This is a genomic window from Candidatus Poriferisocius sp. (assembly GCF_965219815.1).
GTDB lineage: Bacteria > Actinomycetota > Acidimicrobiia > Acidimicrobiales > Bin134 > Poriferisocius.
Genome location: NZ_OZ244791.1, coordinates 1233894 through 1252525, shown reverse-complemented (window position 1 = coordinate 1252525; position 18632 = coordinate 1233894). Strand labels below are relative to the sequence as shown.

The following is an 18632-nucleotide window of genomic DNA, read 5'->3' as shown; positions in this document are numbered from 1 at the left end:
AATCGAAAGGCCCCCACGTTGCCGGATTCCAGATCGGTCGCTGAAGACTTCAACGCCTATCTGACCGACAACGTGGGGGCCGACCCCTATCCGGCCTTCCGCCGGATGCGGGAAGAGGCACCGGTGGTGTGGGCTGAACCGCTCCAGGCCTGGGTGCTCACGCGGTGGGACGACATCACCGCCATGTTGGAGGACACCGAGAACTTCGGGGCGCTGATGAACCGGCCGGGCACGTCCAGCATCTTCGGCCGGGCCATCTTGCAGATGTCGGGCGACGAGCACCGCCGCAAGGATGCCATCTTGGCCAAGCGCCTGCGCGGCCCCCGCTACCTCGGCTCCACCATCGAGGAGATCGTCTCCGGTCTGGTCCACGAGTACGGCGACGAACTGCCGGTGGCCCCCGAGGTGGCCGACTTGCGCACCGGGCTCACCGAGCCGGTGCCTCTGGGGGCCATAGCCGAGTTGATGGACATGGGAGCGGCCAGCAACTTCCGGAATTGGTACAACGACATCGTTGCCGCGGGAACTTCCAACTTCGCCCAAGACCCGGTAGTACACGCCAAAGGAGAGACCGCTCGGGACGAGCTCTACGACTTCGTCACTCCCAGCATCGAGGAGCGCCGCGGTTGTCCCGGCGACGAATTGCTGTCCGACCTGTGCTCCATGGAGTACGAGGGCGAGCGCCTGTCCGACGACGAAGTCCGCAGCTTCACCGCTTTCTTGCTGTCAGCGGGCATCGAGACCACCGACCGGGCGCTGGCCAACCTGGTCAAACACCTCATCTTGCAGCCCGAGCAGTGGCAGCGCCTGAAGGACGATCCCTCGCTGGCCAGCTCGGCCGCCACCGAGATTCTCCGCTTCCGCCCCCCAGTGCAGGCCATTGTGCGCATGACCAAGCAAGACATGGAGGTCAGCGGCACGGTGATCCCCGCAGAGAACAAGCTCATGGGCTTCATCGCCAGCGCCAATCACGACCCCGACCGCTTCGATAATCCCGGGGAGTTCGACGTGGGCCGTTTCGAGGGCGCCGAGCGGCCCAACTACACCCCAATCGGCCCGGTTCGGGCCTTCGGCGCCGGCCCCCACACTTGCACCGGCTCGTTGCTGGCCAAGCTGGAGATGGAGCGGACCCTGGAGTACTTGGTCGAGCGGTTCGACCACCTCGAATTTGCCGACGACGTGCCCCCCGACACCGGCATCGTGCTCCGCTCCCCCGAGACCCTCGACGTGGTTCTCCATCCTGCCGCCTGAACCGGCCCAAGCAAGGACGGTCTAGGAGACAAACTCGGCAGGCTGGGCCTCGAAGCGCTGTTGGCAACCGGGAGCACAGAAGTAGTAGTCGCGGCTGTCGTGGACAGAGCGGTAGCGGGCGTCGGCCACCAGCACGGTCATGCCGCACACTGGGTCGGTAGCTTCGACCGGCCGATCTTGAGATTCTGACTCGGCGTCGATTGAGAGCTGGCCCTCCGCCCGGCGAGCCACCAGATCGGCTATGACCGCGGCCGCGATCTCCCGGTTGGGAATGCGGCCCAGGTTCAACCCGGCCGGGGCGCAGATGCGGGCCAGATCGTCGTCGCCGAACCCTTGGGTGCGGAGGTAGTCGTTCATGGCCTCGGCCCGCTTGGCCGATGCCACCAGGCCGATGTAGCCGGCGTCGGTGGCCAGCGCTGCCATCAGCGCGATGTCGTCGTAGTGCCCCTGGGTGGCCACCACCACTGCGGTGGCCTGGTCGACGGTCAGGCCGCTCAGATCCAAGCTGGTGCGCACCAGGTCGGGACACTCATGGTCGTCGGGCTGACCCCCGTCATCGATAATCACCGCATCCCAGCCGATGGCCGCAGTCACCGCGGCGATTGCGTCCACCGCCGGGGAGCGGCCGATCACCACCACTTGGGGGACAGGCAGACTCGGCTCCAGATAGATCTCCATTGCTCCCTCCGACTCACACGCCATGGCAATCGAGCGCAGCCCGTCGCTGTGCTCGTCGGTCGAACCAGTTTCGGCACTTCGGTTGCGGTCCCGACCGTCGGAGGGGCCCAGACACAGCAGCCGGGGCTGGCCGTGGTCCAAGCAGGCCAGCGCCTCCACGATCACGGTGGGCTCGGCACAGGCCCCGCCCAGCCACCCCCGCACCGAACCGTCGGACAGGATCACCGCTTGCGATCCCTGCTGGCCCGACGACGGCGCTCGCCGCCAGATCACCGAAGCCATAACAAACGGCTGACGCTGCTGGCGCAACTCCACGGCCCGAGCCATGACATCGACGTTCACAACACGAGCACCCTTGGCTAGCTGGCTTCTTCGATGGCGGCCCACACCCGGTCGGGGAGCACCGGCATGTCGATATTGCGGACGCCCAGGTGGGCCAATGCGTCGATCACCGCGTTCACGAACGCGGCAGGCGACCCCACAGTGGCCGACTCGCCGACGCCCTTGGCCCCGATGGGATGGTGGGGCGAAGGGACCTCGGTGGCCAGCAACTCGAAGCGGGGGGTCTCCCAGGCGGTGGGCACCAGGTAGTCCATGAAGTTGGCCCCGATGCAGTTGCCATCTTCGTCGAAGGTGATCCACTGCATGGCCGACATGGCGAAGCCCTCGGTGAGCCCGCCGCAGATCTGGCCCTCCACGATCATCGGGTTGATCCGCACCCCGCAATCGTCCAGCGCCACCATGCGCTGCACCTGCCACACCCCGGTGTCCGGGTCTACTTCCACCACCACGATGTAGCTGCCGTAGGGGTAGGTGAGGTTTGGCGGGTCGTAGTAGGTGACGTCTTCCAAGCCGTACTCCATGCCCTCGGGCAGGTTGGTGTAGGCGGCCAGGGCCACGTCTTGAATGGTGACCGACCGGTCAGGGCTGCCGGCCACCGAGAACACTCCCGAGGCCAGCTCGATGTCCTCGTCGGCCGCCTCCAACAGGTGGGCGGCGATCTTCTTGGACTTGTCGGCCAGCTTTCGGGCCACCACCGCAGTGGCCGCGCCACCCACCGGCGTAGAGCGCGACGCGTAGGTGCCCAGCCCGTAGGGGGTGTGGTCGGTGTCGCCGTGCTCCACCTTGATGTCGGTAGCCGGAATGCCCAGCACCTCGGCCACGATCTGGGCGAATGTGGTCTCGTGGCCCTGGCCCTGGGTTTTAACCCCCAGCTTCAAGATGGCCTTGCCGGTGGGATGCACCCGCAGCTCGGCCGAGTCGATCATCTTCAACCCGGCGATGTCGTAGGTGCGCGATGGCCCCGCCCCCACCGCCTCGGTGAAGTGGGCGATGCCGATGCCGATCAGCCGTCCCTCGGCCCGAGCCTCGGCCTGCTCTCGGCGCAGGTCCTCGTAGCCCACCTCGTCGAGGGCGGTGCGCAGCGCGGTGGGATAGTCGCCGGAGTCGTAGACGAAGCCGGTGGCCGTCTCATAGGGGAACTGCTCGGGCTGGATGAAGTTGAGCAGCCGCATCTCGGCCGGGTCGATGCCCACCTCGTAGGCCGCGTTCTGCACCAGGCGCTCGATGAGATAGGAGGCCTCGGTGATGCGGAACGAGCACCGGTAGGCCACCCCGCCGGGGGCCTTGTTGGTGAACGCCCCCTTGCAGTCGATATGGGCGGCGGGGAAGTCGTAGCTGCCGGTGACCACGTGGAACAGCCCCGCCCGGAACTGGGTGGGCTGGGCGTCGGAGTAGAACGCCCCCTGGTCCGACAGCATGTTCACCCGCAGGCCCAGGATGCGGCCCTCGTCGGTGACGGCCAGCTCGCCCTTCATGTAGTAGTCGCGGGCGAAGCCGGTGGAGATGAGGTTCTCGGTGCGGCTCTCCACCCACTTCACCGGCTGGCCGATGAGCAGCGAGGCCGCGGTGGCCACCACATAGCCGGGGTAGATGGGCACCTTGTTGCCGAAGCCGCCGCCGATGTCGGGGCTGACGATGCGGATGTTCTGCTCGGGCAGCCCGGCCACCATGGCGAACAGCGTCCGGTGGGCGTGGGGGGCCTGCGAGGTCATATAGATGGTGGCCTGGCCGGTCACCGAGTTGACATCGGCCACGATCCCGCACGTCTCCAGCGGGGCGGGGTGCGAGCGGGGATAGTGGGTGTCCAGGGTGACCACCCGGTCGGCTTGGGCGAAGGCCTCTTCGGTGGCACCCTTGTCCCCGGTCTCCCAGGTGTAGGCCAGGTTGTCGGTCTGGCCCTCCTTCTCGTCCCGTATCAGCGCCGCGCCCTCCTCCAGGGACTGCTGGGGCGTGGTGATGGGGGGCAGCTCCTCGTAGTCCACCTCGATGAGCTCGAGGGCGTCGGTGGCGATGTAGGGATCGGTGGCGATGACCGCGGCCACCTCTTGGCCCTGGTAGCGCACCTTGTCGGTGGCCAGCACCGCCTGGGTGTCGCCCGACAGGGTGGGCATCCAGGCTAGGCCGTGCTGGTCCATCAGATCGCCGGTGACCACGGCCACCACGCCGTCGAGGGCGGTGGCCGCCTCGGAGTCGATGCCGTTGATCCGGGCGTGGGCGAACGGCGATCGCAGGATGGCCATGTGGAGCGTGTTGGGCAGATCGATGTCGTCGAGGAAGTTGCCCTGGCCCTCGATCAGCCGGGCGTCCTCTTTGCGCTGGACGCTGTGGCCGATGCCGCCGATCTCAGCGGGAGTTGTTGGTGCAGCCATGATTGCTCCTCAGCTTCCGTTGGACGATTCGGCCACTCGGGCCGCTGCCGTTCGTATGGCCTTGACGATGTTGATGTAGCCGGTACACCGGCACAGGTTGCCCGAGATGGCCCAGCGCACATCGTCGTCGGACGGGTCGGGATTCTCGGCGATGAGCGAGGCCCCCACCAGCATCATGCCCGGCGTGCAGAACCCGCATTGGAGGCCGTGGTCGTCGGTGAACGCCTGCTGGACGGGGTGCAGGCCGTCGGCACCTTTGAGGCCCTCCACGGTGGTGACCTCCGAGCCGTCGGCCTGCGCGGCCAGCACCGTACAGGCCTTGACCGGCTTGCCGTCCATCAGCACGGTGCAGGCCCCGCAACTGGTGGTGTCGCAGCCCACGTGGGTGCCAGTGAGCCCGACGGTGCGGCGGATGTGGTCCACCAGCAGGGTGCGAGGCTCCACATCGCTGGCGTGCTCGGAACCGTTGATGGTGATGTTGATTTCCATTGTCAGCTCCCTTCGGCCTGCTGGGCGGCGGCGGCCAGCCCCCGCTTGGTGTAGGTGCGGACCACCTGGCGCTTCCATGCGGCAGTGCCCCGGACGTCGTCTCGGGGCTCGGCGGCGGCCGCGGCCATCTCAGCGGCTTCGGCGAACAGCTCCTCGGAGGGCTGTTGCCCCACCAACAGAGCTTCCGCATCGGCCACCTTGGTGTTGATGGGATTGACCGAGGTCAGGGCCAGTCCTGCAGCGGCGATGGCCCCAGAGTCATCCAGCTCCAGATGCGAGGCCACCGCCACGGTGGCGTAGTCCCCGATCTTGCGCTCCAGCTTGAGATAAGCCCCACCGGAGCGGCCCGACGGAACGGGGATGCGGATCCCAACCACCAGCTCGTCTTCGCCCAGCGTGGAGGTGAATGCCCCATCCACGAAGTCGGCAATGGGGATCGGCCGCTCGCCGCCGGGCCCCTGGGCGATCACATCGGCCCCGGTAGCCAACAGCACCGAGTTCCAGTCGCCCTCTGGGTCGCAGTGGGCCACCGACCCGCACATGGTCCCCCAGTTGCGCACCAGGGGATCGGCCACCCAGGGGGCAGCGGCGGCAACAGCTCCAAACGTGGCATCCGAGGCCATCACATCAGCGTGACGCACCAGCGCCCCAACCTGAAGATGGCCGTTGACCCGCTCAATGGCATCCAGCCCGGCGATGCGATTGATGTCGATGAGCGTCTCGGGGAACGCCACCCGCATCTTCATCATGGGGATGAGACTCTGGCCCCCGGCAAGGAACCGACCCCCTTCCCCCGCGTCCACCTTGGCCTCCACCGCCTCCGCGACGGTCTGGGCCACGACAAGGTCGAACCGAGACGGGAACATAGGCCCTCCTCCCCTGGACTTCAGTTGTGCCCGTCACCCTACCCCTTAGCCCAAACGCCCCGCTGAGGAAGTGAAGGTGTTCATCTCAGGTTCACCCCAAGCGGCGGTCCAGCCGATCGCGAAATGCTCGGGCGCCTACTACTACGGCGCCGTGGTGGCGGACTCGACGGGCGAGATCGCGGTCGGAGGTGACGACGGTGGCCGCCGATGGATCATCCATGTCGGCTACTTCTTGGGCGATGCGGTCGTCGGCGGCGTTGGGGCCGCGGCGGGAGGCGTAGGCCAGCTCGACAAGGCCGTGATGCCCAGAGGGGAGGCTGGGCACTGGTCGGCCGTCGGCCACCACCAGCGCCGGCACTCCGGCATCGGCAATGTCCTCGACCAAGCGGATCAGCGCGCCGTCCTGGTCGGCCCACCAACCGTCGGGACGGCACCCGATCACATTCATGGCGTCAACCACAATCACTGTGGTTGACCCCCTCTACGCCAAGCTGGCGTCGAGGCACTCCACGGAGGGAGCGAAGTAGTAGCTGCCCGAAGCGGGGTTCGAGAAGTCGGTGAGCATGTCGCGCACCTGGCCGTTGCGGCCGTACATCGCATCCATGCGCTCCCGGAACGGGGCCTGGGTCTTGCAGAAGGCCATGAAGTACAAGCCTACGGTGCCATCGTGGAAGGCGTAAGGAGTGGACCGGCGAGCGATCTCATCCCGCTTGGGCTTGGACGCATCGGCAGTCTCGCCGTCGCGCAACTCCACGTGGGAGAGGTGCGAATGCGGGGCCTGCTCGTCGAGGCGGGTGGAGTCGGCCTTGGTCCGACCGAAGTTCACCTCCTGGGTGGGCACATCAAGTTGCTCCCAAGCCACCAGGTCGTGGACCCAGCGCTGGGCGATGATGAAGCTTCCGCCCGCACCGGCCTCGCCGTCACCGATGATGGCCACGGCCGGCTGGTCCTCATCCTCCGGGTTGCCGGTGCCGTCGATGAAACCGGTCATGTCCAGGCTCTCGCCGTAGATAAAGGTGGGGGTCTCACGAGCCACGCTCATCCCACCGGCGATCAGGGCCATGCGGGCGTCCCACTGGGCCTTCCACACGATGTCCTTCTCGTCGTGGGTCATCCACAGCAGCAGTTCCTCTTGAGTGCCCTTGGCCTCGCGGCCGCTGCCGTCGATGGACTCCACCGTGTGATACGGCTGGAAGTCGCCGGGAACGTCGTCGGTCAGGTCGGCCAAAAGGGTGGGGCCGAGCCCGATAACGAGGTTGATCCCCTGGGCGTCGCAATTACTGCGGCAATCGGAAATAGCCGACTTGATCGCCCCCAAGTCGGCGCCATCGCCGCGACTGAGGTGCACGTACCACTGGTACTTGCCCATATCGTTGAAAATTGCCGGCTGGCAGGTCGCCATGCGCATCTCCTCCCTGAAAATGTTGGCTTGGAACGAAGTCTGGCACTATTGCCGGGCAGATTCACCTTGAAGCGCAAAAATCCAGAACCCATCCCGGTAACCGCAGGAGGAGTCCATGAATCCCGACGACTATGGCGCATTGGAGGTGTCCACCGTCGATCGCATCACCACGGTGGTGCTCAACCGGCCCGAGGCTCGCAACGCCATAAACGCGGTGCTGCACGACGACCTGACCCGGGTGTTCACTGATCTAGACCAAGACCCCGACACCGACGTGGCCATCCTTACCGGAGCGGGCGGTTCGTTCTGCGCTGGTGGCGATATTCCCTGGCTGCGCCAACTGGCCGGAAACGTCTCTGAGGTGGAGCGGGTGATCCGGGCCGACCGGCGCATCACCGAGTCGGCGCTCACTCTGGAGAAGCCCATTTTGGCGAAGGTGGACGGCCCTGCGGTGGGCCTGGGGTGCTCACTGGCCCTGTACTGCGATTTCGTGTACGCCTCCGAGCGGTCAGTGTTCGGCGACCCCCACGTGTCGGTGGGTCTGGTGGCTGGCGACGGGGGTGCCCTGTTGTGGCCCCAGCTTGTTGGCTACGCCCGGGCCCGGCGCTACCTGCTGACCGGCGACTTCATCAAAGGCCCGGAGGCGGCCGAGATCGGCCTCATCACCGAATGCGTGCCCGGCGACGAACTCGACGACACGGTGCAGGCCATGGCCGAGCGGATGCGGGACGGCGCCCGCATTGCCATCAAGTACACCAAGGCGTCCATCAACGCCGGGCTGCGCCAAGTGGCCAATGCAGTGGTGGACCGGGCGGCGTCCACCGAGGGCATCACCATGATGACCGAGGACTTCAAGATCGCCCTCGACGCCTTTCTGGCCAAAGAGCCCCCCAAGTTCATCGGCCGCTAATTCGGAGACACGCTGTGGACTACCCCACCGAAGCCGAGCACCACGGACTGCTAAGGGAGACCGTCCGGCGCTTCGTTGAGACGGAAGTGCCCCGAGAGGTGGCCCGGCAGTGGGACCGGACCAACGAGATCGACCGAGGCGTGCTCTACAAGCTGGCCGATTTGGGACTGTTCGGAATCACCATTCCCGAGCGCTACGGCGGGTCGGGCCGGGACATCACCGCCACCATGATCGTGATCGAGGAACTGTGCCGCCGCAGCACCGCCCTGGGCAGTGGCTACATCTACGGCGCCTGCTACGCGGGCATGAACCTGGTTGAAACAGCCAGCGAGGTCCAGCGCCAGGCGTGGCTGCCCAAGGTGGCCCGGGGGGAGATGCTGTTCTCCTACGGGCTGACCGAGCCCGATGTGGGCTCCGATCTGGCCAGCGTCACCACCACCGCGGTGCGAGACGGCGATGTGGTGCGGATCAATGGGGCCAAGCGGTTCTGCTCGGGCACCACCTACACCGACTACATCTACGCCCTGGTTAACTCCAATCCCTCCGGCGATCGCTACCACAACCTGTCGTTCGTGTTGATTCCTCCACGGCAGCCGGGGGTGACCATCGAGCCCCAGCACGCCATGGGGCTCAAGGGGTCGATGACCACCGATGTCACCTTCACCGATGTGGAGGTGCCCGCCGACAACATAGTGGGCGGCGACGAAGGCTGGAACCAGGGGTGGGCCAAGCTGGCCGGCCCAGGGCTGGACGTGGAGAAGATCGAAGTGGCCGCCATGGCCCTGGGCATCGCCACCGGAGCGGTGGAGGACGCCTGGGCCTACGCCCAGGAGCGGGTGCAGTTCGGCAAGCCCATCAGCAGCCACCAGTCCATCCGCCACATGCTCTCCGAAGGCCGCACCCGGCTATTGGCCTCCCGGCTGATGACCTACCACGCCGCCCGATTGTTAGATGAGGACAAGCCAGCGGCGTTAGAGACCTCTATGGCCAAGCTGTTCGTGTGCGACACCGCCAAGGACATCGTGTTGTCGATGCAGCAGGTGATGGGCGCCTACGGCTACGTGGAGGACTTCGACATGGAGAGATACGTTCGCGACGTGCTGGTGATGCCCATCATCGGCGGCTCCTCCGCCATCCAGCGCAACAACATCTCCAACCGACTCAAATTAGTGAAGGAATAGCCCACCATGACCGTCACCAAAGACCCCATAGACACTGATGCTGCCACCGAGAAGGTGGTGGCCTGGCTAGAGGGAAATCTGGGGGGCACGGTCACCCATATCGAGCGCCAGGCCCGCTGGCGGCCGGTGTGGTTCGCCGACATGGAGCGCGACGGCGAGCGTCTGAAGCTGTGTGTGCGGGGCGACCGCACCGACATGCCGCTGGTCTTCCCGCTCGACCACGAGATGAGGCTTCAGAAGGTGCTGGGCGACCACGGCATCCCCGTGGCCCAAGTACACGGTTGGATCGACGACCCGACGGCCTACGTGATGGACCGGGTGCCAGGAGAGAACCATTTCGAGAACTGCACCAACGCCGAGCGCGACGCGGTGGTGGACGACTACCTGCACATCCTGGCCCGAATGCACGCCCTGGACATCGGGCCGTTCGTCGAAGCCGGAATCATGCGAGCAGAGCGACCCGAGGAGTCGGGCCTGCTCGGTTTGCGGCGGTACGAGGCGCTGTACCGCAGCGTGAAGACGCTGCCCGACCCGTTCCTCGAGTTCTGCCTGGGCTGGCTGCGGCGCAATCCCCCGTTCTCCCGAGGCCGGGAGTCGGCCATCGTGTGGGACACCGGGCAATTCCACCATCAAGACGGCCGGGTGGTGGCCGTCCTTGATGTAGAGATCGGTCATATTGGCGACCCGATGATGGATCTGGCTGCGTGGCGCCAGCGCGACACGGTGCTGGGCTTCGGCAACTTCGCCAAGCTGTACGACCGCTACGGCCAATTGGCTGGCGAACCGGTGGACTTGGAAGCCATCCAGCGCCACCACTTCATGTTCACCCTCTCCAATCAGCTCCCGTTCAGCGCGGCGCTGCGCCAGCCGGCCCCCGACTCCGATCTGATGACCAACCTCCAGTGGTGCTACGAGACCAACCTGTTCGCCACCGAGGCCCTGGCTGAGATCCTCGATGTGGAACTGCCCACAGTGGAGATGCCCGAGCCCCGGGAGTCACGAGCCGAGGTGGTGCTCAACCATCTGGTGCGCAACCTGCGCACCGTGCAGATCGAAGACGAATACTTGCGCTACAAGCTGCGCACCATGTTCCGCATGGCCCGCCACGCGGCCCGCATCGACGAGATCGGCGACGCCGTCTCGGCAGCCGATCTGGACGACCTCCACGAGCTGCTCGGGCATCGGCCAGCGTCATGGCTGGAGGGAGAGGCCGAATTGGAGCAATTCGTGCTGGCCAATGGCGACACCGACCGCTACAACGAAGACCTGGTGAAGCTGTTCCACAAGCGCAACCTGCGGGCTCAGATGCTCCTCGGCCCGGCCGGCTCAGCCATGGCCCGCCACCTCCGCATTCAGACGTTCAGCGACTGAGGCCTATCCCGCTGAAGCCCGGGCGGCGACGGCCGCGGCGCCGATGAGGCCGCCGTCGGCGCCGAGGGGGCTGGGGATGATGCGGGTGCCTTGGGAATGGACCAGACGGCAGATCCTGTCGATTTCGGCTTGAGCGGCGTCGAAGAAGTCACCGCCATAGCCCAGCGCTACCGATCCGCCGACCACGGCCAATCGCAGATCCAGCAGGTTGGCCACCGAGCCCACGCCCCGCCCTACCAGCGTCCCTACCCGCTGCCGCATCTCTGTCGGCGCGTCGGCGGGGGCGGTCCCCTCCAGCAGATCGGCGATGGCGGTTCCCGAGGCCTGGCCCTCCAACAGCCCCACCGCTCCGGCAGCGTCGGCCCGACCGTCCTCGGCCACGAAAATGTGGCCGATATGGCCGGCGTTTCCGTCGGCGCCATCAAGCAGCTTCCCGTTCAACACGATGCCGCCCCCAATGCCGGTGGACACCACCATGGCCAGGTAGTTGTCCTCCCCGACAGCCCCGCCCACCCAGCCCTCGGCCAGCGCGAGGGCTTTGGCGTCGTTGTCCACCGCCACCGGCAGGCCGAGCGCGCCTGACAAGCGTTCTCGCAACGGGAAATCCCGCCACACGGCGATGTTGAGCGGAGATAACAGCCGATGGTTGTCCCGGGACGGCCCGCCGCTGCCCACGCCGCAGACGCTCACCGGTTGGCCGTGTTCTTCGAGAACTTCCCGGGCCAGCCCCACAACCAGGGCGAACAACGCCTCCTCGTCGGCGGCCTGCGATGGCCCTCGTCGCTGACACAGCACTCGCCCGCCAGGGTCAACCACGCCGACGGCCACCTTGGTGCCGCCGATGTCCACGGCCAGCACCGGTCCGTCGAGCACTATTTCCACGGTCAGAGGTTAGGAGACGGGCTCCCCTGCTGGTTTGTCCTGGGGGTACACGAACCGGATCAGTAAAACCGCGGCCACCAACCCGACGATCTGCATAACGATGAACATCGGCGCCGACGACGGCTCTATGCCCGCAAAGGTGTCAGAAAACATGCGCCCCACGGTCACGGCTGGGTTGGCGAAGCTGGTGGACGACGTGAAGTAGTAGGCCCCGCCGATGTAGGCCGCCACCCCGCCAGCCACATACCGGAGTCGCCCGGTGCGCACCAGCGCGAAGATCAGGGCCACCAACCCAGCGGTGGCGATTACTTCGCCCAGCCACAGATGACCGGCCGAGCGGTCCTTGGTCGACCAGTCCACCGCATCCAGGTCGAACATGAGGTTGGCCAGTATCGTCCCGACCGCTGCTCCGGCCACTTGGACAGCGATGTAGGGGGCGATGTGGCGACGAGGAAAATCTCCCAGCGCCCAGTCGGCCAGGGTCACCGCCGGGTTGAAGTGGGCGCCCGACACCGGGCCGAACATCAAGATGATGGCAAACAGCACCGCCGCGGTGGCCGCCGCGTTCTGGAACAACTGCAACCCCACGTCGGTGGGCGACAGACGCTCGGCCATGATGCCCGACCCCACCACACCAATGAGCAGCAGAGCCGTGCCCACGCCCTCGGCAACCAGCTTTCGCGTCAGCACGCCTGGTACCTCATGACTACAGAATGGTCGGCAGAACTGGCATAGAGAAACTGGGAACCTCGGCAGAGTGCATGTGGAGGGGTCTCACACGCACCCCGCCAAGGTTCAGTTTGACGCTGTGCCGGAGGGAATTAGCACCAGCGTCTTGATGATGGGGTTTGCACCACCGCCGAAAAAGCTAGGTGGCCTGGTGAAACTCACGAGCTACCCCTAATTGCCGGAAAGTGGCTTTCGAGTGAACTTTGCTGGTCGGCCTTGAGGAAAAAGTACGCTCGGCCACCATGCGGTTCACTGGCGCCAGCGTTCCCCGACGGGAGGACCCGCGTCTTTTGGCCGGTGCCGGGCGTTTTGTGGACGACATCGACCAGCCCGGCCTCTTGGAGGCGGCGTTCGTGCGCAGCCCGGTGGCCCACGGTCGGCTGATCGAGGTCGAGGCCGGCAATGCCAGGGCCACCGAGGGAGTGGTGGCCGTGCTCACCGCCGAAGATCTCGCCCAATGCTGCTCCCCCATGGGGTTGGGGATGACCGGGCCGCTGATCGTGCCTGCCCATCTCCCCTTGGCCGACACCAAGGTTCGCTTCGCCGGCGATCCGGTCGCAGTGGTGATTGCCACCACCCGGGCCGCGGCCGAAGACGGCGCCGATGCGGTGGAGGTGGACATCGAGCCGCTGCCCCCGGTGACCAGCGCCGCCGCGACGCGCGAACACGCCGCCGTGTGGGATGAAGCGCCCGACAACGTGCTGTGGTCGGGCGGGGAGGTGTGGGGCGACCCCGACGAGGCCTTCGCATCGGCCGCCCATGCGATCTCTGAGACGCTCACCCAGCACCGCCACACCTGCGTCCCCTTGGAGACGCGGGGCGGAGTGGCCGAATACGATCCGTCCACCGGCAGCCTTCGCTACGAGGTCTCCCACCAGAACCCCCACGCGTTGCGAGTGCATTTGGCGGCGATCCTCGGGATACCCGCCTCCCGGATTCGCATCATTTGCGACAGCATCGGCGGATCATTCGGCCTCAAGTCCAACCCCACCCGGGAGGATGTGGTGGTGTGCGCCGCCGCCCGGTTACTGGGCCAGCCGGTGCGGTGGGTGGAGGACAGGGCCGAGAACCTGGTGGCCGGCGGCCACGCCCGCGAGGAGCAGGTGAGGGTGGAGGCCGCGTTCGACGAGAACGGGCTGGTGGTCGGTCTGCGAGCCGATCTGGTGATGGACCACGGGGCCTACCCGTTTCTGAACCTGCCGCTGTCGCTGTTCGCCAATATCATCAAGGTGCTGCTGCCCGGCACCCTGCGGGTGCGCCACTATCAGTTCCGGGGTTCGGTGGTGGCCACCAACAAGGCCTCCTTCGTGGCCTATCGGGGGCCGTGGGAGATCGAGTGCTGGGTGCGGGAGCGCCTCATGGACCTCATCGCCCGTCGACTCGACCTTGATCCGCTCGAAGTTCGCCGCCGCAACTACATGGGCGACGACCAGTTTCCCGGCGCCATGCTCACCGGCCCCACCCTGGATTTCATGACCATCAACCAGACCCTCGATCGGGCGGTGGAGCTGGCCGACTACCACGGCTTTCGGGCCGCCCAGGCCGAGGCCCGATCCGAGGGGCGGCATCTGGGCATCGGCCTGTGTACCTACTTGGAACCCGGTCCCGGTCCCACCAACTACGGCCAGGCACTGGGCTTCACCTACGAGCAGCGATCGATGCAGCGGGCCCGGGTGAAGCTAGAACCCGACGGCTCGGTGACCGCGTTCACTAGCCAGCAGCCCCACGGCCAGAGCCACGAGACCACCCTGTCGCAGGTGGTGGCCGACGAGCTGGGGGTACCCATCGACGCCGTGCGGGTGGTGGTTGGCGACACCGATCAGGTGCCGTTCAACATGGTGGGCACCGGCGGGAGCCGGGCGGCCACGCTGGGCGCCGGAGCGGCCCAGGGCGCGGCCCGAATCGTGCGCCACAAGCTGCTGGCGGTGGTTGCTGCCCTGCTGGAGGCCAACCCCGATGATCTGGAGATCGTCGACGGGGTGGTGGCCGTGCGGGGGTCGCCCGACCGATCCAAGACAGTGGCCGAGGTGGCCCGGCTGTCGTACATGGCCCCGTTCACCCTGGACGACGCACTGGGCGACGGCTTCGACGCATCGTTTGACTTCGAGACCCCGGCAGGAGGCTGGACTCAGTCGACCCACGTGTGCTGGGTAGAGCTCGACCCAGGCACCGGATTGGTGACCGTGCCCCGCTACCTGGTGGTGGAAGACTGCGGGGAGATGATCAACCCCGCAGTGGTGGAGGGCCAGATCCGGGGCGGGGTGGCGCAGGGAATCGGCAGCGTGCTGCTAGAGCGCATCGTCTATGACGACAGCGGACAGTGCACCACGTCGTCGTTCATGGACTACCTCCTGCCCACCGCCGCCGAAATTCCCCATATCGACATCGAGCACATCGAGGGACCCTCTCAGGGCGACGTCCCCTGGCGGGGTGTCGGCGAGGGCGGAGCCATCGGTTCCCCCGCCGCGGTGTGCAACGCCATCGAAGACGCCCTCGCCCCCTGGGGCGTCGAGATCACCGAGCAGCACCTACCCCCCAGCCGCATCCTCGAGCTGATCGCTCCCACTTCTGAGCCCGCCGCAGGCGACCACTAGCGTGGGAGCCGTGAAGGACAACCCCATTGGCGAGCGGCGGCCGATCCGCATTGCCGAAATCGAATGGGAGGACTACGCCGATCCCGACGAGCCAGGGCGGGAGCCAGGGCCGTTCGTGCGCTGGCTGGTGGATCCGGCGTCGGGCAACCGGGTCATGCACGTGAAGTCGTGGGCGGGTCGCAACGCAGCGGCCCACTGGCACCTGTCCGACACGGTGTATCTGGTGACCAAGGGCGAGTTCATCGTGGACGGCGAGGAGCCCTACCGGGAGGGCGACCTGCGCTGGGTGCGGGGCGGATTCGCCTACGGCCCGGAGCGGTCGGGTCCCGACGGCTGCGAGTACCTGTTCTTCAGCCTCGGCCCCTACGACAAGCTCGACCCCGATGAGCATCCCCCTCCGCTGGGCCGCTGGGACGACCCCTCCTCCTGGGTGGACGGTTACCCCCAAGTCGAGCGGGCCAAGCTGATGGACAGCCCCCGATGAGCCTGACCATCACTCCCCTGGACGCCCCCCTCGGCGCGGAGGTTGCCGACTTCGACTTCGCCGTCCCTCCAGACTCGGAAACGGCCGCCGAACTACTGACCGCGGTGGACGAACACCTCCTCCTGCTGTTCCGCAACGCCGAGCCTCCCACTCCCGCCCAGGTGACCGACTTCTGCGAGTCATTTGGCCCTCTGCGACCCACCCTGGCCGACAAATCCCGCCTGCCGGGATTCCCCGGCATCAACCGGGTGTCCAACGTGGACGTCGATGGCGTGGTCGGCACCGGGGGCACCGACGTGGTGACCTACCATTCCGATCTCAGCTTCACCCCCCCGCTCATCGAGTTCCTGTATCTGGACGCAGTGACGCTGCCTTCGGAGGGTGGAACCACCAAGTGGCTGAACCTGGTGGCCGCCTACCGAGACCTAGACGACGGATTCAAGGCCCGCATAGACGACATCGGCGTGGTCTACCGCCTGCGCGACGGCCTGGATTTCGGTGGCTACTTCAAAGCCACCGACGGCGAGGCGCTCCTAGCCGACCGCACCTGCATCTCCCTGGTGCAGACCAATCCCCGCAACGGCCGCCGCAGTGTGTGGCCCAACACCGGCCCCGACTTCGCCGCTGACGTGGAGGGCCACGACGCTGACGAGGGCACTGCACTGTTAGCCGAGCTGTTCGCCCACTGCACCCAAGACCGTTACATCTACGAGCACCGCTGGACCGTCGGCGAGTCCGTCTTCTGGCTCAACACCCAGACCATGCACCAGCGCGAGGCCTTCCCGCCCGACCAAGTACGCGAGCTCCGCCACGTCAACATCCTCGGCCACACCGACCCCCGCCAAGTGGCTTAGAAAGACGAAGACCATGACCAGACTTCGACGCTGGTCCCGTTATGGGGCGATGGCCGTGTCTATCGCGCTTGTCTTTGGGATGGCTGGCTCTTCAGCGGGCGGGCAAGTACCCGATGAGCGGGATGCGAGAATCACCGAGCTGGAAATGCTGGTCGCCGACAGAGATACGCTGATCGCGGCCCAGGAATCGCTGTTGAACGGCTACCGATGCCTGTTCGACATCGACACACAGCTGGTGCCCAATGGCTGTCCCGGCCCGGCCCAACCAACGCCCGACCCCACTACTACGGCAACCTCAACCCCTGAAGATCCGCCCGCGATCCCCGCCGGCACCACTGAGGAGCAGTGGGAGCAACTCCGCCAGTGCAATGCCAACGGCAACTACCAGTTCTCCAACCCCAACGGAGCCAACTTCGGCGCCTACCAGTTCAGGCAATCGAGCTGGGACGACCTCGCCCGCCGGCACTATCTCCGACTGGTGGGAGTGAACCCCAGCGACGCCGCCCCCGCCGACCAAGACCGCATGGCCTACGCCTTCTACGAGGAGCGGGGTTGGGCCCCGTGGCCGGTGTGCAGCGCGCCATTCACCGCCCCCGAGCCGGGTAGCACCGCGACGCCGGACCCATCCACATTCCCCCCGGTCCCCGCGGGCACCACTCGGGCGCAGTGGGACCAACTCATCCATTGCGAATCGGGCGGCAACTACCGGGCCTACAACCCCGCGGGGCCATACCTGGGCGCCTTTCAGTTCCACCAGCCCACCTGGGACGGGGTGGCCGGTCGACACTACCCCCGCCTTGTTGGGGTAGACCCCCGAGATGCCGCCCCCGCCGATCAGCACCGCATGGCCTACGCCCTCCACGGGGAGCGGGGATGGCAGCCCTGGCCCGTTTGCGGAGCTCCATTTCGGTCGTCCTAGCCAACTGCCCTTCCAGTCTGCGGCCGAAACCACTACTCCGGGTACCATCGTCCCGCTCAAACTGTGAAGGGAGACCGGCGATGCAAGGCATGAGAATCGGGGCGATGGCCGCCGAAGGTACCGGCGACCCGCCGGTGCCGGGGATGAGCGGGCCGCCCGGATTGGACGAGATCACCGAGAATGTTCAGCGGTTCGAGGCGCTGGGCCTCGACACGGCGTGGATCGCCAACATCGAGATCGACGCGGTCACCGCCTCCGCGGTGGTGGGCACCGCCACCAGCCGCATCGAGATCGCTACCGGAGTCACCCCCACCCCCATGCGCCACCCCTTCGCCTTGGCCCAGCAGGCCGCCACCGCCCAGGCCGCCTGCGGAGGACGCTTCACCTTGGGCATCGGCCTGTGCCACCAGGGGATGGTGGAGAACCTAATGGGCCTGTCCTACGCCCGCCCCGCCCGTCAGATGAGGGAGTACCTGGAGATCGCCGGCCCCATGCTGCGAGGCGAAGGCATGAACTACGAGGGGGAGATCTACACCACCCGGTGGCGGGGCCTGTCGCATGCCCCTCCAACCGAGATCATCGTGGCCGCCATGGGTCCGATCATGCTGGGCCATGCCGGACGCCTGGCCAGCGGCACCTTCGTGTGGGCCACCGGTCCCAACACGCTGGCCGACTATGTGGTGCCCACCATCGGAGCGGCGGCTACTGAGGCTGGGCGTCCCCAGCCGAGGGTGGCGGCCGGATTCCCCATCTCGGTGGTCGACGATGCTAACGCGGGCTATGAGGCCGCAGCCCGGACCTTCGCCCACTACAAGGACATCCCCTCCTATCGGGGCATGCTCGACCGCGAGGGCCAGCCCGGCGTGGAGGACTTGGCCATCACCGGTGACGAGACCGCGGTCACCGCGCAACTGGAGCGCATTCGCGATGCCGGCGTCACCGACTTGGTGGCCTTCATCTACGACACCGACGACCACTCCCGAGCCCGCACCGAGAATCTGCTGGGAGAATTGTCGGGCTCAGGCTGAGCTCAGGTTGATGCAAGCAGGGCGATGTAGGGCTCGGGGTTGCCGATCCAGCGCAGGGCCCGAAGCTCCTCAGCGCTGCGGTGGCCCGAGAGCACGCTGTGCAGTTCGTGGAGGGGCGCTTCGAGCGTGGCTGCCGGGGGCATCCGGTCGGCCACCCCCACGATTCGGGTCTCGTCGCCGAAACGGAGCACGAGCCCCCTCAGCCCAGCCTCGACGATGCGCCGGCCCAACTCGGCGGCCAGCTCTTCGAACTCAGGAGTTACCGTGGCCGGCAATTCGCCGC

General features: G+C 66.7%; 18 protein-coding genes. 9 read left to right on the top strand and 9 right to left on the bottom strand.

Annotation, left to right across the window (positions count from 1 at the left end; genetic code table 11):
* Window positions 1–18 precede the first annotated feature (18 nt).
* A complete protein-coding gene (locus ACOQPI_RS05970) occupies window positions 19–1251 on the top strand; it encodes a cytochrome P450 (RefSeq protein ID WP_420618772.1) in 1233 nt (410 codons plus the stop codon).
* A 21-nt stretch (window positions 1252–1272) separates the two neighbouring features.
* On the opposite strand, the gene ACOQPI_RS05965 is transcribed toward ACOQPI_RS05970, so the two are convergent.
* The 6 genes from ACOQPI_RS05965 to ACOQPI_RS05940 all read right to left on the bottom strand — a co-directional run bounded on the left by ACOQPI_RS05965 (window position 1273) and on the right by ACOQPI_RS05940 (window position 7397).
* Window positions 1273–2271, bottom strand: a complete 999-nt coding sequence (locus ACOQPI_RS05965; protein ID WP_420618771.1) for an XdhC family protein — start codon at window positions 2269–2271, stop codon at window positions 1273–1275.
* A 17-nt stretch (window positions 2272–2288) separates the two neighbouring features.
* Entirely contained in the window at window positions 2289–4640 is a 2352-nt protein-coding gene (locus ACOQPI_RS05960) for an aerobic carbon-monoxide dehydrogenase large subunit (RefSeq protein ID WP_420618770.1), read from the bottom strand.
* Between the two features lie 9 nt (window positions 4641–4649).
* Window positions 4650–5129 carry a (2Fe-2S)-binding protein gene (locus ACOQPI_RS05955; RefSeq protein ID WP_420618769.1) on the bottom strand — a complete coding sequence of 160 codons (480 nt, stop codon included), beginning with the start codon at window positions 5127–5129 and terminating at the stop codon, window positions 4650–4652.
* A 2-nt stretch (window positions 5130–5131) separates the two neighbouring features.
* Window positions 5132–5995, bottom strand: coding sequence for an FAD binding domain-containing protein (locus ACOQPI_RS05950; RefSeq protein WP_420618768.1), 864 nt, complete (start codon window positions 5993–5995; stop codon window positions 5132–5134).
* A gap of 91 nt (window positions 5996–6086) precedes the next feature.
* Window positions 6087–6461 (bottom strand): NYN domain-containing protein, encoded by a 375-nt coding sequence (locus ACOQPI_RS05945; RefSeq protein ID WP_420618767.1) that lies wholly within the window; start codon window positions 6459–6461, stop codon window positions 6087–6089.
* A 15-nt stretch (window positions 6462–6476) separates the two neighbouring features.
* Window positions 6477–7397, bottom strand: coding sequence for a Dyp-type peroxidase (locus ACOQPI_RS05940; RefSeq protein ID WP_420618766.1), 921 nt, complete (start codon window positions 7395–7397; stop codon window positions 6477–6479).
* Between the two features lie 115 nt (window positions 7398–7512).
* Here ACOQPI_RS05940 and ACOQPI_RS05935 point away from each other — a divergent pair, with 115 nt between their 5' ends.
* From ACOQPI_RS05935 to ACOQPI_RS05925, 3 genes are read left to right on the top strand one after another with little or no spacing between them, the layout of a single operon-like run.
* Window positions 7513–8307: an enoyl-CoA hydratase/isomerase family protein gene (locus tag ACOQPI_RS05935; RefSeq protein WP_420618765.1), complete on the top strand. Its 795-nt coding sequence runs from the start codon at window positions 7513–7515 to the stop codon at window positions 8305–8307.
* 14 nt (window positions 8308–8321) lie between these two features.
* Window positions 8322–9488 (top strand): acyl-CoA dehydrogenase family protein, encoded by a 1167-nt coding sequence (locus tag ACOQPI_RS05930; protein ID WP_420618764.1) that lies wholly within the window; start codon window positions 8322–8324, stop codon window positions 9486–9488.
* Between the two features lie 6 nt (window positions 9489–9494).
* Window positions 9495–10859, top strand: a complete 1365-nt coding sequence (locus ACOQPI_RS05925; protein ID WP_420618763.1) for a phosphotransferase family protein — start codon at window positions 9495–9497, stop codon at window positions 10857–10859.
* A gap of 3 nt (window positions 10860–10862) precedes the next feature.
* On the opposite strand, the gene ACOQPI_RS05920 is transcribed toward ACOQPI_RS05925, so the two are convergent.
* Window positions 10863–11741, bottom strand: a complete 879-nt coding sequence (locus tag ACOQPI_RS05920; protein WP_420618762.1) for an ROK family protein — start codon at window positions 11739–11741, stop codon at window positions 10863–10865.
* Between the two features lie 9 nt (window positions 11742–11750).
* Window positions 11751–12431, bottom strand: coding sequence for an MIP/aquaporin family protein (locus ACOQPI_RS05915; protein ID WP_420618761.1), 681 nt, complete (start codon window positions 12429–12431; stop codon window positions 11751–11753).
* Window positions 12432–12712: 281 nt separating this feature from the next.
* Here ACOQPI_RS05915 and ACOQPI_RS05910 point away from each other — a divergent pair, with 281 nt between their 5' ends.
* The 5 genes from ACOQPI_RS05910 (at window position 12713) to ACOQPI_RS05890 (ending at window position 18349) form a co-directional block, all read left to right on the top strand.
* Window positions 12713–15064 (top strand): xanthine dehydrogenase family protein molybdopterin-binding subunit, encoded by a 2352-nt coding sequence (locus ACOQPI_RS05910; protein WP_420618760.1) that lies wholly within the window; start codon window positions 12713–12715, stop codon window positions 15062–15064.
* Window positions 15065–15074: 10 nt separating this feature from the next.
* The gene (locus tag ACOQPI_RS05905) at window positions 15075–15548 is read left to right on the top strand and encodes a cupin domain-containing protein (RefSeq protein ID WP_420618759.1); all 474 of its coding nucleotides are present in this window, start codon (window positions 15075–15077) and stop codon (window positions 15546–15548) included.
* Entirely contained in the window at window positions 15545–16402 is an 858-nt protein-coding gene (locus ACOQPI_RS05900) for a TauD/TfdA dioxygenase family protein (protein ID WP_420618758.1), read from the top strand. The genes ACOQPI_RS05905 and ACOQPI_RS05900 overlap by 4 nt, the downstream gene beginning before the upstream one ends.
* Window positions 16403–16415: 13 nt before the next feature.
* The gene (locus ACOQPI_RS05895) at window positions 16416–17321 is read left to right on the top strand and encodes a transglycosylase family protein (RefSeq protein ID WP_420618757.1); all 906 of its coding nucleotides are present in this window, start codon (window positions 16416–16418) and stop codon (window positions 17319–17321) included.
* Between the two features lie 80 nt (window positions 17322–17401).
* Window positions 17402–18349 (top strand): TIGR03564 family F420-dependent LLM class oxidoreductase, encoded by a 948-nt coding sequence (locus tag ACOQPI_RS05890; RefSeq protein ID WP_420618756.1) that lies wholly within the window; start codon window positions 17402–17404, stop codon window positions 18347–18349.
* 2 nt (window positions 18350–18351) lie between these two features.
* Here ACOQPI_RS05890 and ACOQPI_RS05885 read toward each other — a convergent pair whose 3' ends face one another.
* Window positions 18352–18624 carry a hypothetical protein gene (locus tag ACOQPI_RS05885; RefSeq protein WP_420618755.1) on the bottom strand — a complete coding sequence of 91 codons (273 nt, stop codon included), beginning with the start codon at window positions 18622–18624 and terminating at the stop codon, window positions 18352–18354.
* Window positions 18625–18632 lie beyond the last annotated feature (8 nt).

Coding starts and splice junctions, on each gene's coding strand:
- ACOQPI_RS05925 (WP_420618763.1), top strand. CDS start 9,495: ATGACCGTCACCAAAGACCCCATAGACACTGATGCTGCCACCGAGAAG.
- ACOQPI_RS05955 (WP_420618769.1), bottom strand. CDS start 5,129: ATGGAAATCAACATCACCATCAACGGTTCCGAGCACGCCAGCGATGTG.
- ACOQPI_RS05910 (WP_420618760.1), top strand. CDS start 12,713: ATGCGGTTCACTGGCGCCAGCGTTCCCCGACGGGAGGACCCGCGTCTT.
- ACOQPI_RS05935 (WP_420618765.1), top strand. CDS start 7,513: ATGAATCCCGACGACTATGGCGCATTGGAGGTGTCCACCGTCGATCGC.
- ACOQPI_RS05960 (WP_420618770.1), bottom strand. CDS start 4,640: ATGGCTGCACCAACAACTCCCGCTGAGATCGGCGGCATCGGCCACAGC.
- ACOQPI_RS05900 (WP_420618758.1), top strand. CDS start 15,545: ATGAGCCTGACCATCACTCCCCTGGACGCCCCCCTCGGCGCGGAGGTT.
- ACOQPI_RS05940 (WP_420618766.1), bottom strand. CDS start 7,397: ATGGCGACCTGCCAGCCGGCAATTTTCAACGATATGGGCAAGTACCAG.
- ACOQPI_RS05895 (WP_420618757.1), top strand. CDS start 16,416: ATGACCAGACTTCGACGCTGGTCCCGTTATGGGGCGATGGCCGTGTCT.
- ACOQPI_RS05890 (WP_420618756.1), top strand. CDS start 17,402: ATGCAAGGCATGAGAATCGGGGCGATGGCCGCCGAAGGTACCGGCGAC.
- ACOQPI_RS05950 (WP_420618768.1), bottom strand. CDS start 5,995: ATGTTCCCGTCTCGGTTCGACCTTGTCGTGGCCCAGACCGTCGCGGAG.